Below are 14,062 nucleotides of genomic sequence, written 5' to 3' on the forward strand. Positions count from 1 at the left end.
ACGGAGATCGATTTATCAGGCCAACCTGGTAAAAGCATGGCCTGCCTAACGGCAGGCCGTTACCGGCCCGCACACAAAAAATCTGACAGTCCCGCGTAAGGCGCGAAACAAAACGTCCAGCGCCCACGCTAATGAATCAAACCGCAAAAACCAAAGCAAAAAAAAGCGGACCCATACCGTGTATACGAGCCCGCCAAAAAGCACTGCTTACCTAAACCAATCCCAGCGATTTACTCCTGGATATAAACCACATGGGTATGCGTAAACTCATACAACCCATGCTTGCCATCCGCCCCACCAATCCCGGATTTACGCGTGCCGGCGTGGAACCCCTGCATGGCCTCGAAGTTCTCCCGGTTGATATACGTCTCACCAAAATCAATCTCCCGCGCAGCCTTCATCGCCGCGCTCAAGTTGCGCGTATACAACGACGACGTCAGCCCGTATTCACTGTCGTTGGCCAACGCAATGGCCTCGTCCAGGTCATCGACAATCTGCACCGGCAACACCGGCCCGAAGATTTCCTTGCGCATGATTTCCATATCGGCGTTGCAGCCGGCCAATACGGTTGGCTGGTAGTGGAAACCCTTGCCCAGATCAGCCACGGCGCCGCCAGTGATGATCTGCGCGCCCTGCGCGCTTGCGGTTTTCACCATCTGCGCAACTTTGTCCAAGCCGATCTGGTTTACCAGCGGCCCCATATCCAGATCAGCATCCACCGATGGATCACCGTACTTGGTCGCGGCCATGGCGCTGGCGAGCTTGTCGATAAATTCATCCGCCACCTTGCGCTCGACATACACCCGCTCGGCGCAGTTGCACACTTGCCCGGTGTTGATGACCCGCGAGGCGGTAATGGCGTTAACCGCCAGGTCCAGATCGGCATCACCCAGCACAATGGCCGGCGCTTTGCCGCCCAGTTCGAGGTTGAGTTTGGTGATGTTGGGTGCAGCAGCGGCCATGATGCGCGAGCCGGTCAGCACGCTGCCGGTGAAGCTGATGAGGTCGATACCGGCATGGCTGGTCAGCGCATGGCCAGCACCGGCGCCGGTGCCGCTGACGACGTTGAACACGCCCGTTGGCAAGTCGGTTTCAGCCACCAGGCGGGCGAATTCGAAGCAGTTGATCGGCGTCTCTTCGCTGGGTTTGATCACGATGGTGTTGCCGGTAATCAGCGCCGGCGCCATCTTGCGGGCGATCAGAAAGAACGGGAAGTTCCACGGCAAAATGCCGGCCACCACGCCCAGCGGCTTGCGTTGCAGAAAGATGTGCTCGCCCGGACGGTCGCTGGTCAGCACTTCGCCTTCCAGGCGGCGCGCCCACTCGGCCATGTAGTCGAGGTAGTCGGCGGTGAAGTTCACTTCCACCATCGCCAGGCCCGGCACCTTGCCTTGCTCCTGGGTGATGATGCGCGCCAGGCGCTCGGCGTTGTCGCGCACTTTCTGAGCGATTTTGCGCAGGTAACCGGCGCGTTCGATAGCAGGTTTTGCCGCCCAGCCTTTTTGCGCTTTGCGCGCGGCGGCAATGGCGCGTTCCACTTGTACGTTGGTGGCTTGCGGCACACGGGCCAGCAGCTCGGCGTTGGCCGGGTTGTACACCTCGATCAGCTCTTCGCTGCCGATAAAGGCGTTATCGATGTAGTTCTCGTAGGTCAGGATGTTGCTCATACCGGTCTCTCCTGTTCAGACAAAAACGCCCGCCGCAGCGGGCGGCTGAATATCACTTGCTGGCGGTTTTCTTGGCGGCGGCCAGTTGGTCTTGCAGATCGTAGGCGCGCTTGATCAGGTACTGGTGCACGGCCTCGGCCTGTTGCAGATCGAGGTGGCCCTGGAACGACGGCATGCCGTCGGGAATGCGCCCGCCGTAGATGATGCCGAGGAAGCGCTCGTGGTTTTCCTTGCTCAGGGTGCGCAGGTCCGGCACTACGCCGCCGCTGATGGCGTTGATGCCGTGGCATTGCGAGCAGCTGCCGTTGAACAGTTCACGGCCCTGGTCGATCTGCGCGGTGGTGCCGGTCAGTTTCGGCGGCTCGGGTTTGCGGTCAGCGAAGCGGTCTTTGAGCGCTGGCAACTTGGCGATACCGCCGAGTTTGTAGGTGAGCACCTGGGCGTTGGGTTTAACCCCGGCCTGCAGCGACAAGGCGCCGGCAAAGGTCGAGAACGCGCCGCCCCAGCCAGCCATAAAGGTTACGTACTGCTCGCCGTCCACTTCATAGGTCACTGGTGCGGCCATCACGCCGGTGTTAGCGGGCGATTCCCAGACCTTGGTGCCCTTGTCGGCGGTATAGGCCACTACGCGGCCATTGGCGGTGCCTTCAAACACCAGGTTGCCGGCGGTGCTCAGGGTGCCACCGTTGAAGATGGTGCTGTACGGCACTTCCCAACGGGCTTCCTGCTTGACCGGGTCCCAGGCGATAAGCTTGCCGGTCCAGGTGTCGGCGATCTTGCGCAGGCCCTCGGGGTCTTCGGGCATCATGCCGGTGTTCACATCAAGCTGGTAAATGCTCTTGAACTTGGAGCGCGGCGGTGCCCCTTCAACGTCCTGGTACATGGCCGACATGATGTGCGCCGGGATATACACCAGGCCCGTGGCCGGGTTGTACGACATGGGCTGCCAGTCATGCGCGCCCCAGAAAGCGGGCTGAATCAGACGGGCTTTTTTCTCCGGGTCTTTCCAGTAGTCCGAGACTTTTTCGTTGCGGATCGGCCGGCCGGTTTTCATGTCCACGCCGGTGGCCCAGTTGATCGGAATAAAGTTTTTCGCTGAGAGCAATTCGCCGGTGGCGCGGTCGATCACGTAGAAGAAGCCGTTTTTCGGCGCCTGCATCAGCACCTTGCGCTGCTTGCCGTTGATTTCCATGTCCACCAGCATGATGTGCGCGGTGGCGGTGTAGTCCCAGGCATCGCCAGGGGTGGTCTGGTAGTGCCAGACGTATTCGCCGTTATCCGGGTTGATGGCGACGATGGACGACAGGAACAGGTTGTCGCCACGGCCTTCACTGCGAATGCGCGGGTTCCACGACGAGCCGTTGCCCACGCCGATATACAGCAGGTTCAATTCGGGGTCGTAGGACATCGAGTCCCACACCGTACCGCCACCGCCCTGCTTGGCGTAGTTGTCGCCGAACCAGGTTTTGGCGGCAATTTCCATGCCTTTGCCTTTGGGCATTTCCTTGGGGTCACCGGGCACGGTGAAGAAGCGCCAGTCCTGTTTGCCCGTCTCGGCGTCGTAGGCAGTGATGTAACCGCGCACGCCGAACTCGGCGCCGCCGTTACCGATGATGACCTTGCCTTTGACGATGCGCGGCGCACCGGTAATGGTGATGCTGCGGCTCGGGTCGGTACGGGTATCGACGCTCCAGACCTTCTGCCCGGTCTTGGCGTCGATGGCTTCCAGGCGGCCGTCGAGCACGCCGACATACACCTTGCCGTTCCACACCGCTACGCCACGGTTCACCGCATCGCAGCAGGCTTCGCCGGCCCGCGAGCGGTCGGACTGCGGGTCGTATTTCCACAGCAGTTTGCCGTCACGCGCATCGAGGGCGTAGACGATGGAGAACGGCCCGGTGGTGTACATCACTCCGTCGACGATGATGGGCGTGGCTTCGACACCACGGTCGATATCCAGCTTGTAACTCCAGGCCAGGCCAAGCTTGTCGACGTTGCCGTCGTTGATTTTTTTTAGCGGGCTGTACCGTTGTTCGTCGTAGGTACGGCCAGTGGTCATCCAGTTGCCCGGCTCGTTGTCGGCGGCGCTGATACGCGCACCGTCTACAGCCGCTGGTGAAGTGGGGGTTGCCATGGCGTGGCCGCTAATGGCCGCACTCAAAAGCAGGGAGGCGAAAAGGCACCGCTGCAGGCCAATCTGATTCATCGTGGAATCTCCAGTTCTTATTAGGAGCCGCAGCTTCGCGCTGCTGACCGGAGGGACTGGAGCAACGGCTGTGCCAGGGGCTCGTTATAGGGCTCAAGGCCAGTAAGGGCGGGGGTTGTAGCGAAGCGCGCGTTTGCGCTGGAGATGGGCGGGTGTCGCATAAGTACGACAGGTGATGCGACAGGTGTCGCGTAAGGTGTGCTGTGCGCACCGAGGCGTTTACACGCAAATCGCTTGGTGCGCGAAGCACACCCTACGGGGCCGGCGTTTGCTTGAGGCATAAAAAAACGCGGCCAGGGCCGCGTTGCGTTACAGGTATGTCAGCCCTCGGAGTAGGCGGTTATTTCGTGACAACCGTAGTGCAAAGGTAAGTCGATGCTTTTGTAGGGTGTGCTCCGCGCACCACGGCGTTTACGCGGTAATCGCTGGTGCGCGGAGCACACCCTACGAGATCAAAAGCGGTTAGAAGAACCCCAACGGGTTGATGTCATAGCTGATCAACAGGTTTTTGGTCTGCTGGTAGTGGTCCAACATCATCTTGTGCGTTTCACGGCCCACGCCAGATTTCTTGTAACCGCCAAACGCCGCATGCGCTGGGTACAGGTGGTAGCAGTTGGTCCACACACGTCCGGCTTTGATCGCTCGGCCCATGCGGTACGCGCGGTTGATGTCGCGGGTCCAGAGGCCTGCGCCCAGCCCGAACTCGGTGTCGTTGGCAATGGCCAAGGCTTCAGCTTCGTCTTTGAAGGTGGTGATGCCGACCACCGGGCCAAAGATTTCTTCCTGGAATACACGCATTTTGTTGTGGCCCTTGAGCAGGGTCGGCTGGATGTAATAACCGCCCCCCAGGCTGCCTTCCAGTTGCTCGACCTTGCCGCCGGTGAGCAGCTCGGCGCCCTCGCCCTGGGCGATGTCGAGGTACGACAGGATCTTGTCGAACTGCTGCTCGCTGGCCTGGGCGCCGACCATGGTTTCAGTGTCCAGCGGGTCGCCGCGCTTGATGCTCGCGACCTTCTTCATCACGTGCACCATGAACGCGTCGTAGATCGACTCCTGCACCAGCGCCCGCGATGGGCAGGTGCACACTTCGCCCTGGTTGAAGAACGCCAGCACCAGGCCCTCCGCGGCTTTTTCGATAAAGCTTGGCTCGGCTTGCATGATGTCTTCGAAGAACACGTTCGGCGATTTGCCGCCCAGCTCCACGGTGCTGGGGATGATGTTTTCGGCAGCACATTTCATGATGTGCGAGCCCACCGGCGTGGAGCCGGTGAAGGCGATTTTGGCGATGCGCTTGCTAGTGGCCAGCGCCTCACCTGCTTCTTTGCCGAAGCCCTGCACGATGTTGAATACACCTGGTGGCAGCAGGTCACCGACGATTTCGGCAAACACCATGATCGACAACGGGGTTTGCTCGGCGGGCTTGAGTACCACGCAGTTACCAGCGGCCAGTGCTGGCGCGAGCTTCCAGGCGGCCATCAGCAGCGGAAAGTTCCACGGAATGATCTGCCCAACCACACCCAGCGGCTCGTGGAAGTGGTAGGCCGCAGTGTGTTCATTAATCTCTGCGGCGCTGCCTTCCTGGGCGCGGATGCAGCCAGCAAAGTAGCGGAAATGGTCGGCGGCCAAGGGCACGTCGGCGTTCAGGGTTTCGCGCACCGCCTTGCCGTTGTCCCAGGTTTCGGTCACAGCCAGCACTTCCAGATTGGCTTCGATGCGGTCGGCGATTTTCAACAGAATCAGCGCGCGGTCTTGCACCGAGGTCTTGCCCCAGGCATCGGCGGCCGCGTGGGCGGCGTCCAGGGCTTTATCGATATCCTCGCTGCTGGAGCGTGGGAATTCGGCGATCACCTGGCCGTTGACCGGCGAGGTGTTGGTGAAATATTGGCCTTTGACCGGCGCGACAAACTCGCCACCGATGTAGTTGCCGTAACGCGGCTTGAAGGAAACGACGGCGCCAGCGGTGCCTGGTTGTGCATAGATCATGGCATGGCCTCTCTTGTCGGTGCCTGCCCTGGGCTCAGAGCAGATCATGGGTCGATCTTAGGCAGGCGCCAGAGCGCTCGGAATGCGCCGATGGCAGGGGCGGACTACTCATTTGGTAGTAGAGCGCGGGCGACTCGGGTGTTGCATGTCCCTTCAAAATTCTGGGTCCCAGCCTGCGCTGGGACGACGGAGGTTTTTGCTGAATTCACCGGCACCCTTGAGAGGGCGGAGGTCCAGCGACCTCTTGATAAGCAGCTCATCTGGTAATAGATGAGACGGGGCTGGAATAGGCCTGGCGACTTGCGTAAACCTACAAAACTTTGGGTCCCAGCCTGCGCTGGGACGACGGGGGATTGGGCAAAACCTCCGTCATCCCAGCGCAGGCTGGGATCCAGAATCTGAGATCCCTGCGCACACATCAGCAACCCATCAATCAAAAAGCCCGGCATAAACCGGGCTTTTTTGTTCACTTCAGAATCAGTGCTTGGCCACCAACTCCTTTGGCAACTTGAAGGTCCAGATCATCCCGCCCTGGTCCAGGTCCTTGATGCGCTTGGCCACCTCGCCACCCCACAGCGGCACCGCACCGCCCCAGCCGGAAAGCACGGTCACGTATTGCTCGCCGTCCATTTCCCAGGTGACGGGCGAGGCAATCACGCCGGAGCCGGTGTTGAACTGGTAGAGCTTCTCGCCGGTCTTGGCGTCGAAGGCCATCAGGTAGCCTTCCGGGTTGCCGGTGAATACCAGGTTGCCTTTGGTGGCCAACACACCGCCCCATAGCGGCGCGTAGTTTTTATAGCGCCACACTTCCTTGCCGGTTTTCGGATCGATGGCGCGCAGCACGCCGATATAGTCTTCGTTCAATGGCTTGATGGTGAAGCCGGCCCCCAGGTAGGCGGCGCCTTTCTTGTAGGTCACGCCTTCGTTCCACATGTCCATGCCCCACTCGTTGGACGGCACGTAGAACAGGCCGGTGTCCTGGCTGTAGGCCATGGGCATCCAGTTCTTGCCACCGAGGAAGGACGGTGCCACGAATACCGACGTGCCTTTCTTCTCGGCGCCGGGCTCGCCAGGGCGGTGCGCGTCGTCGTAGATCGGCCGGCCGTCTTTATCCAGGCCCTTGGCCCAGGTGATTTTGTCCACGAACGGGAAACCACGGATGAATTTGCCGTTGGTGCGATCCAGTACGTAGAAGAAGCCGTTACGGTCGGCGGTGGCGGCGGCCTTGATGGTTTTGCCGCCGTCCTGGTAGTCGAACGACACCAGTTCGTTTACGCCGTCAAAGTCCCAGCCGTCGTGCGGGGTGGTCTGGAAGTGCCACTTGATGGAGCCGTCTTCCGGGTTCAGCGCCAGGCGCGAGGAGGAGAACAGGTTGTCGCCAGGGCGCAGGTGCGAGTTCCACGGCGATGGGTTGCCGGTGCCGAACAGCAGCGAGTCGGTGGTCGGGTCGTAGAAGCCGCCTAGCCAAGGGGCTGCGCCGCCGGTTTTCCACAGGTCGCCTGGCCAGGTTTTGCCAGGGGCGCCGCCGGAGATACCGTTCTCCACCGCTTTGCCGTCTTTGTAGACGTAGCCCATGTTCCCTTCCACGGTGGGGCGGGTCCACAGCAGCTCGCCGTTGCTGGGGTCATAGGCTTCGATCTTGCCGACCACGCCGAACTCACCGCCGGCCACGCCAGTGATCAGCTTGCCTTTGGCAATCAGTGGTGCGGCAGAGATGGAGTAACCGGCCTTGTAATCGGCCACGGTTTTCTTCCACACCACTTTGCCGGTGTCTTTGTTCAGGGCCACGAGCTTGGCGTCGAGGGTGCCGAAAATAACCAGGTCGCCATACAGGGCCACGCCGCGGTTGATTACGTCGCAGCACGGCATGATGCCGTCGGGCAGACGGGCATCGTATTGCCAGAGTTTTTTACCGGTGCGGGCATCGGCGGCAAACACCCGCGAGTACGAAGCGGTGACGTACATCACGCCGTCTTTGATCATCGGTTGGGCTTGCTGACCGCGTTGTTTCTCACCGCCAAACGACAACGCCCATACCGGCCGCAGCTCCTTGACGTTGCTGGTGTTCAGGGTGTCCAGGGTGCTGTAGCGCTGGCCGGCCTGGTTGAGGCCGTTAACCACGATCTGGTCGTTGCGTTTGCCACTGTCGCTGATGTCCTGGTCCGTCACGCCGGCAACCGCCGACAGGCTGGCCAGGGTGATTGCAAGGCACAAGGTGGAATGGGTGAGACCGGTGAGCTTCATTGCGTCTACCTCTGCGGGCTTGTTGTTGTCATTCGGGAAAATTTCCCGATGTGGCGCAGATTCTTGGTTTGCCGCGCCTGTTCAACAATTGCCCGCTGTGCGCAATTTCTTAGTTCGTTGGTAGCAGTACCGTGCCCGGCCCGAGCGCAATTTGCATAACAAACCTCGGCCCGTAGGGTGTGCTATGCGCACCACGGCGTTTACTCGGAAACCGCTTGGTGCGCATAGCACACCCTACGGTCATTACCTGAGCGGGAGTGCTTGTTGCTCATACCGCGGATACAGGTGACTCACGCTGCGAATCAACTCATAGCGCGACAGATTCACGCCATCGAACCGCGCAGCAATGGGCGCGCGAATGACCTCGTTCATGTCCAGCCCCTTGGCCGCACTGCCGCGCAGCAACCCATCCAGCCAGCCGAGGTAATCGCGCATCTGCGCGAACGGTGCGGCATCGCTCGCCACCGGGCCATGCCCGGGCACGATCAGTTTCCAGGGCAGTGCTTGCAGGGTATCCAGGTCCTTGAGCCATACCTCCAGTCCAGGACTGTTGGGCGTGGTCAGGGCACGCTGGTAAAACACCAGGTCGCCGGCAAACAGCACGCCGCTGCGCTCATCGAGAATCGCCAGGTCGGCGCCGGTATGGCCACTCAACGCCAGCAGCCGTAAGCGGTGATTGCCCACCTGCCGCTCCCCGGCCGCGACGGTCTCGGTCGGCAGCAGCACCTCGGTGCCACGCATCCAGTCGCCAACCAGGCGGTACATGTTTTCCGCCATGGCGTTGCCCTGCTCAGCCAGCAGTTTCTGCGTGCCGTCGAGCGCGGCAATGGGCACATCGGCAAAGGCCTGATTGCCCAACACATGGTCGGGGTGATGGTGGGTCAGCAGCACCAGCACGATTGGCTGGGAGGTGACGCTGGCGATGGCCTGGCGCATGGCCTGGCCATAGTGTCTGGAGGGGCCGGTGTCGATCACCACCACGCCCGCATCGGTAACGATAAAGCCGGTGTTGACGATATTGCCGCCGTTGGTTTTATCGAAATTATCCCGGCTGCCTTCCAGCAGCCAGGTGTCTGCCGCAATCTGCCGCGGTTGCAGGTGGTAATCCTGCGCGGCAGCAACAGGCACGGTCAGCGCCAGCAGTAACAGTGAACACCACAGGCGCATCTCGTTCTCCTAGGCGGTTTAACGCACCGCGCTGAATTGCATGGTCGGTTCGACGTTGGTGAAGTTGGCGATATCGGCCACGATTTCGGCCGCGTGGGGTGCGAAGGCGGCCTGGAAGGCTTCGACGTTGTCGAAGTACACGTGACCGATGGCGATATAAGGCGCTGGCGCACCCGGCGCGCCGCCGGCCAGGCCGCTGTCGGCACCGGTGCCGGTGCACACCGCGCCCACGCGGTTCTGCACCAAGGGCATATGGGTGCCGATGTAGTAGTCCATATCGAATTTGGCACCAGGGGTGTTGGGGTAGAAGACGCTGAGTTTGAACATGGTCAGGTTCCTGAAAGTTACGGGCCGTAGGGTGTGCTATTCGCACCATGGCATTTACGCGTGATTCGCCTGGTGCGCACAGCACACCCTACACCAGCGGTGGGCGTTTAAAACTCGCCTTCAAATTCATTACCGCTGTTGTCGCGTAGCCATAAGCGCGCTTGATCATGGCCTTGCACCTCCAGGCTGATCACCGGGTTTTCAGCCACGGCGGGAAACAGCTCGATGTTCGCCAGTACCTGGCCTTGCTCATCGCGCAACTGCGCCTGGTCCAGATAAAACTCCGGCACCCCACCGACCATGCCGTTATCCATTGGGTGGTCCACCCGTAAGCGCAACCGTGAGTCGTTGCCGTGGATAAACCGCGCGGCATGGATCTGCCCCAGGCGCTCTTCCCAACCCTCCTGCGCGCGCACCACGCTGGGCGCCGTGCATCCGCCGCCGGCCGCTTCCACCCAGGCCGAACCGACATGCCAGACACCGTCTTTGGTCAGCACCGCCGCGCGAATCGGTGTGGCCTGCTCGACGCGAATACGGATGGCCAATAGCGGCTGCACCTGCGGACCGGGCTCGAAGCTGAAGATGCGCGGGATAGGGTTGAGTTCGGCCCAGGCGATGATTTTTTCCACCTGGCCGGCATAGGCGCGGGCGTCGACCTGGATCGGCACTTGGCGTGAATCTTCGGCGAAGGGCGGTGCTTGCAGAACCACCTTGTCGTCGAACACAAAGGGCTTATCGCCAAGCATTTTCTGCTGGTAGAACTGCCACATCACCGAGGGCATGGGGTCTTTGCCGGGGGACGCGTGGGCGGCCGATGTCAGCAGCAAAGCGAGGAGCACGCTGTTCCACCACATACACATCTCCTTGTAGGGCGAATATCCGCGCAGCGGATATCCGCCGCCTCGATGGACGTAACGGCGGATACAGCCGAGGCGGTATTCGCCCTACTCCAGGTCCTGATACAACCCTGGCAACTCGTAATGCACGCCGTATGCCTCGAACAACTTGGCCATGCGGCCATCGTTGATCATGTCTTCGACTTGCATATCGATGGCGTTGGAAAGCTGGCGATTGCTTTCGTGTACCGCCATGCCGATATCCCAGGTGGGTTGGCCGAGGTTGGGGTAGGTGTTGTCGGACTCTTTCAGCTCGGCGTCCTTGGCCTTGAAAAGCAGCCAGTCCAGCTCGCCACGCAGCCCCATCACGGCATCGACCTTCTCCCCCTGCATGGCAGCGAATGCGGCAGCCGTGGTGGGAAAGTGGTCGGTGTTGGCGCTGAGCTGGCCGCCAAACACCGTGGACAGGTAGAACGACGGCACGCTCTCCAGTTCTACCCCTATGCGGTGCAGGCGGAACACGCCAATGCTGTCGACCTTGGGCAAGCGGCGGGTGTCGTGTACCACTTGCCAGCGCTCGCGCTGGTAAGGACCAAACATCACCACCTGTTCATTGGCCAACTCGCCGACGTCGTTGCGCTGGTTGCGGTAGTCCTTGTCATAGGGCACCCGCAGCATCAGGTCGGCAAGCACGCCGGGGCGCAGGTAGTGGCCCTTCCAGATAAAGTTGCGCAGGTCGTCGTCGAGCTTCTCGCCGGGCACTATCCACAGCAGCTCCAGCTTCAAGCCGAGGCTGTCGGCCAGGGCCTGGGCGAGGTCGACATCCACGCCACGGGCCTTGCCGTTTTCTTCAAAGCTATAGGGCGCGAAGTGTTCATACACCGCCACCTTGAGCACGCCAGAGGCAACGATATCGTCATACGGGCGCACCCGCGCATCGACCGCCAGTGGCACACACAGGCACAAGACCCAACACACGATTGTCGGTAGCCAGCGCATGGCGATCACTCGTCTACGTGCACGCTGTCCAGGTAGCTACGGATGGCCCACAAGCCTTCCTGGCTGATGAAGTCGGCCATTTTCGGCATGTACACGGCGCCGTCGCGTACCGCGCCGTTGATCACACGTTCCTTGAACCACTCATCACCCTCGGCGCCGACATCGAGCATGCGCAGGTCCGGGGCAATACCACCGGACTTGGCTTCCAGGCCATGGCAGCGGGCGCAGTTCTGGTTATAGGCCGAGGCGCCGATTTCCACGGCCAGGGCGTTTTTCTCATAGGGCGCGCGGTAGGGGTTGGTGTCTTTCCACTCCTTGCCCAGGGGTTCCAGGCCTTCGGTATTTACCGCTTGAGGAGTGACATCGCCATGGGCCAGGGCCAGGCCGCTGAGGCCGATACCAGCAAGCAAAATCAGGCTACGCAGGGCATTGTTGTTATTCATTGAAACCATCCTCTTCGAGATGCTGGGCAAGGCAATAAGCGCCGTGGGGCCATGGTAAGAACCGCCCTACGTGCGCCGTATGCTGCTTTCGCGCTCTTGGCCTACTCCCTTCGTAGTAGAGCCCCTGGAGGGAGGGACGATGGTTTTGGTAGCAGGCCCAATTGAGGCCCGCACTGGGAACTCTTCCCGGCGTGGGCGGGAGTTTTTCCGTATCGGTGCAACGCCGCGCGGTTCCACCATTTGCCTCGCCAGGTCGCCTTCTGGCCCACCGACCACAACGGGAAACTCACCATGACAATAAGAACGTCCACACTCTCCGGGCGCCGCCCCCTCTTCACCCTCAACCGCCTGTGCCAAAGCCTGCTGCTGGCCGGTGGCCTGGCCGCTGCGGCCGGCGCCATGGCCAAAGACGTGACCTGGGATGACATCGCCAACGACCACACAACCACCAACGATGTGCTGCAGTACGGCCTGGGCACCAATGCCCAACGCTGGAGCCCGCTGGCACTGGTCAATGACAAGAACGTGTTCAAGCTGACGCCAGCCTGGTCGTATTCCTTTGGCGATGAAAAGCAGCGCGGCCAGGAGTCCCAGGCCATCGTTAGCGACGGCGTGATTTACGTCACCGCCTCCTACTCGCGGCTGTTCGCCCTCGATGCGAAAACCGGCAAGCGCCTGTGGACCTACAACCACCGCCTGCCCGATGACATTCGCCCGTGCTGTGACGTGGTGAACCGCGGCGCCGCGATTTTCGGCGACAAGATTTTCTTCGGCACCCTCGACGGCCGCCTGGTGGCGCTAAACAAGAACACCGGCAAAGTGGTGTGGAACAAGAAGTTCGGCGACCACACCGCCGGCTACACCATGACCGGCGCGCCGACGCTGATCAAAGACCAGAAGACCGGCAAGACCTTACTGATTCACGGCAGCTCCGGCGATGAGTTCGGCGTGGTTGGCCAGCTGTTTGCCCGCGACCCGGATACCGGCGACGAGGTGTGGATGCGCCCCTTCGTGGAAGGCCATATGGGCCGCCTCAATGGCAAAGACAGCACCGTGACCGGCGATGTAAAAGCGCCCAGCTGGCCGGATGACCCCAGCACCCCGACCGGTAAAGTGGATGCCTGGAGCCATGGCGGCGGTGCGCCGTGGCAGAGCGCAAGCTTTGATGCCGAGACCAACACCATCATCGTCGGCGCCGGCAACCCAGGCCCCTGGAACACCTGGGCGCGCACCGCCAAAGACGGCAACCCGCACGACTACGACAGCCTCTATACGTCCGGCCAGGTGGGTGTAGACCCCAGTACCGGTGAAGTGAAGTGGTTCTACCAACACACCCCGAACGATGCCTGGGATTTTTCCGGCAACAACGAACTGGTGCTGTTCGACTACAAAAACAAAGATGGCAAAACCGTCAAAGCCACCGGCCACGCCGACCGCAACGGTTTCTTCTATGTGGTGGACCGCACCAACGGCAAGCTGCAAAACGCTTTTCCATTTGTGGATAACATCACCTGGGCCAGCCATATCGACCTGAACACCGGACGCCCGGTGGAAAACCCCGGCCAGCGTCCGCCGCTGCCAGAACCGGGTGAAAAACACGGCAAGCCGGTTGAAGTGTCGCCACCGTTTTTGGGCGGCAAAAACTGGAACCCGATGGCCTACAGCCAGGACACCGGCCTGTTCTACATTCCGGCCAATAACTGGAAAGAGGACTACTGGACCGAAGAGGTCAGCTACAAAAAAGGCTCGGCCTACCTGGGCATGGGTTTTCGCATCAAGCGTATGTACGACGACCATGTCGGCAGCCTGCGCGCCATGGACCCCACCACCGGCAAAGTGGTGTGGGAACACAACGAACACCTGCCGCTGTGGGCCGGCGTATTGGCCACTAAAGGCAACCTGGTGTTTACCGGCACCGGTGATGGCTTCTTCAAAGCCTTTGACGCCAAAACCGGCAAGGAGCTGTGGAAGTTCCAGACCGGCAGCGGCATCGTTTCCCCGCCCATCACCTGGGAACAGGACGGCGAGCAGTACCTGGGCGTGACTGTCGGCTACGGTGGCGCGGTGCCGCTGTGGGGCGGCGATATGGCTGAGCTGACCAAGCCAGTGGCACAGGGCGGTTCGTTCTGGGTGTTCAAGTTGCCGAGCTGGGATAACAGCACTGCCAAGCGCTAACCACATCCGCCCCGT

At 61.1% G+C, this 14,062-nt stretch carries 10 protein-coding genes; 1 reads left to right on the plus strand and 9 read right to left on the minus strand.

All coding sequences use genetic code 11. From position 1 onward, the window contains the following. Window positions 1–230 precede the first annotated feature (230 nt). The 9 genes from aldA to pedF form a co-directional block, all read right to left on the minus strand. A complete protein-coding gene (gene aldA, locus PKE98_RS26030) occupies window positions 231–1,667 on the minus strand; it encodes an aldehyde dehydrogenase (protein WP_271198387.1) in 1,437 nt (478 codons plus the stop codon). A gap of 52 nt (window positions 1,668–1,719) precedes the next feature. Next, window positions 1,720–3,873, minus strand: coding sequence for a PQQ-dependent dehydrogenase, methanol/ethanol family (locus tag PKE98_RS26035; protein ID WP_373877921.1), 2,154 nt, complete (start codon window positions 3,871–3,873; stop codon window positions 1,720–1,722). A gap of 462 nt (window positions 3,874–4,335) precedes the next feature. After that, complete coding sequence (gene exaC / locus PKE98_RS26040) at window positions 4,336–5,856, minus strand: acetaldehyde dehydrogenase ExaC (protein ID WP_271198388.1); 1,521 nt, start codon at window positions 5,854–5,856, stop codon at window positions 4,336–4,338. A gap of 477 nt (window positions 5,857–6,333) precedes the next feature. Continuing rightward, window positions 6,334–8,100 (minus strand): methanol/ethanol family PQQ-dependent dehydrogenase, encoded by a 1,767-nt coding sequence (locus PKE98_RS26045; protein ID WP_271198389.1) that lies wholly within the window; start codon window positions 8,098–8,100, stop codon window positions 6,334–6,336. A gap of 243 nt (window positions 8,101–8,343) precedes the next feature. Continuing rightward, a complete protein-coding gene (locus PKE98_RS26050; RefSeq protein ID WP_271198390.1) occupies window positions 8,344–9,267 on the minus strand; it encodes a quinoprotein relay system zinc metallohydrolase 1 in 924 nt (307 codons plus the stop codon). Window positions 9,268–9,285: 18 nt separating this feature from the next. Further along, complete coding sequence (locus PKE98_RS26055; RefSeq protein WP_271198391.1) at window positions 9,286–9,594, minus strand: EthD family reductase; 309 nt, start codon at window positions 9,592–9,594, stop codon at window positions 9,286–9,288. A 107-nt stretch (window positions 9,595–9,701) separates the two neighbouring features. After that, window positions 9,702–10,448: a quinoprotein dehydrogenase-associated SoxYZ-like carrier gene (locus PKE98_RS26060; RefSeq protein ID WP_271198392.1), complete on the minus strand. Its 747-nt coding sequence runs from the start codon at window positions 10,446–10,448 to the stop codon at window positions 9,702–9,704. A gap of 90 nt (window positions 10,449–10,538) precedes the next feature. Next, entirely contained in the window at window positions 10,539–11,429 is an 891-nt protein-coding gene (locus PKE98_RS26065) for a substrate-binding periplasmic protein (RefSeq protein ID WP_271198394.1), read from the minus strand. Window positions 11,430–11,434: 5 nt separating this feature from the next. After that, window positions 11,435–11,872 (minus strand): cytochrome c-550 PedF, encoded by a 438-nt coding sequence (gene pedF, locus PKE98_RS26070; protein ID WP_271198395.1) that lies wholly within the window; start codon window positions 11,870–11,872, stop codon window positions 11,435–11,437. A gap of 399 nt (window positions 11,873–12,271) precedes the next feature. Here pedF and exaA point away from each other — a divergent pair, with 399 nt between their 5' ends. Beyond that, the gene (exaA, locus tag PKE98_RS26075) at window positions 12,272–14,047 is read left to right on the plus strand and encodes a quinoprotein ethanol dehydrogenase (RefSeq protein ID WP_271198411.1); all 1,776 of its coding nucleotides are present in this window, start codon (window positions 12,272–12,274) and stop codon (window positions 14,045–14,047) included. Window positions 14,048–14,062: the final 15 nt, after the last annotated feature.

The organism is Pseudomonas turukhanskensis, from assembly GCF_027922365.1.
Taxonomy (GTDB): domain Bacteria; phylum Pseudomonadota; class Gammaproteobacteria; order Pseudomonadales; family Pseudomonadaceae; genus Aquipseudomonas; species Aquipseudomonas turukhanskensis.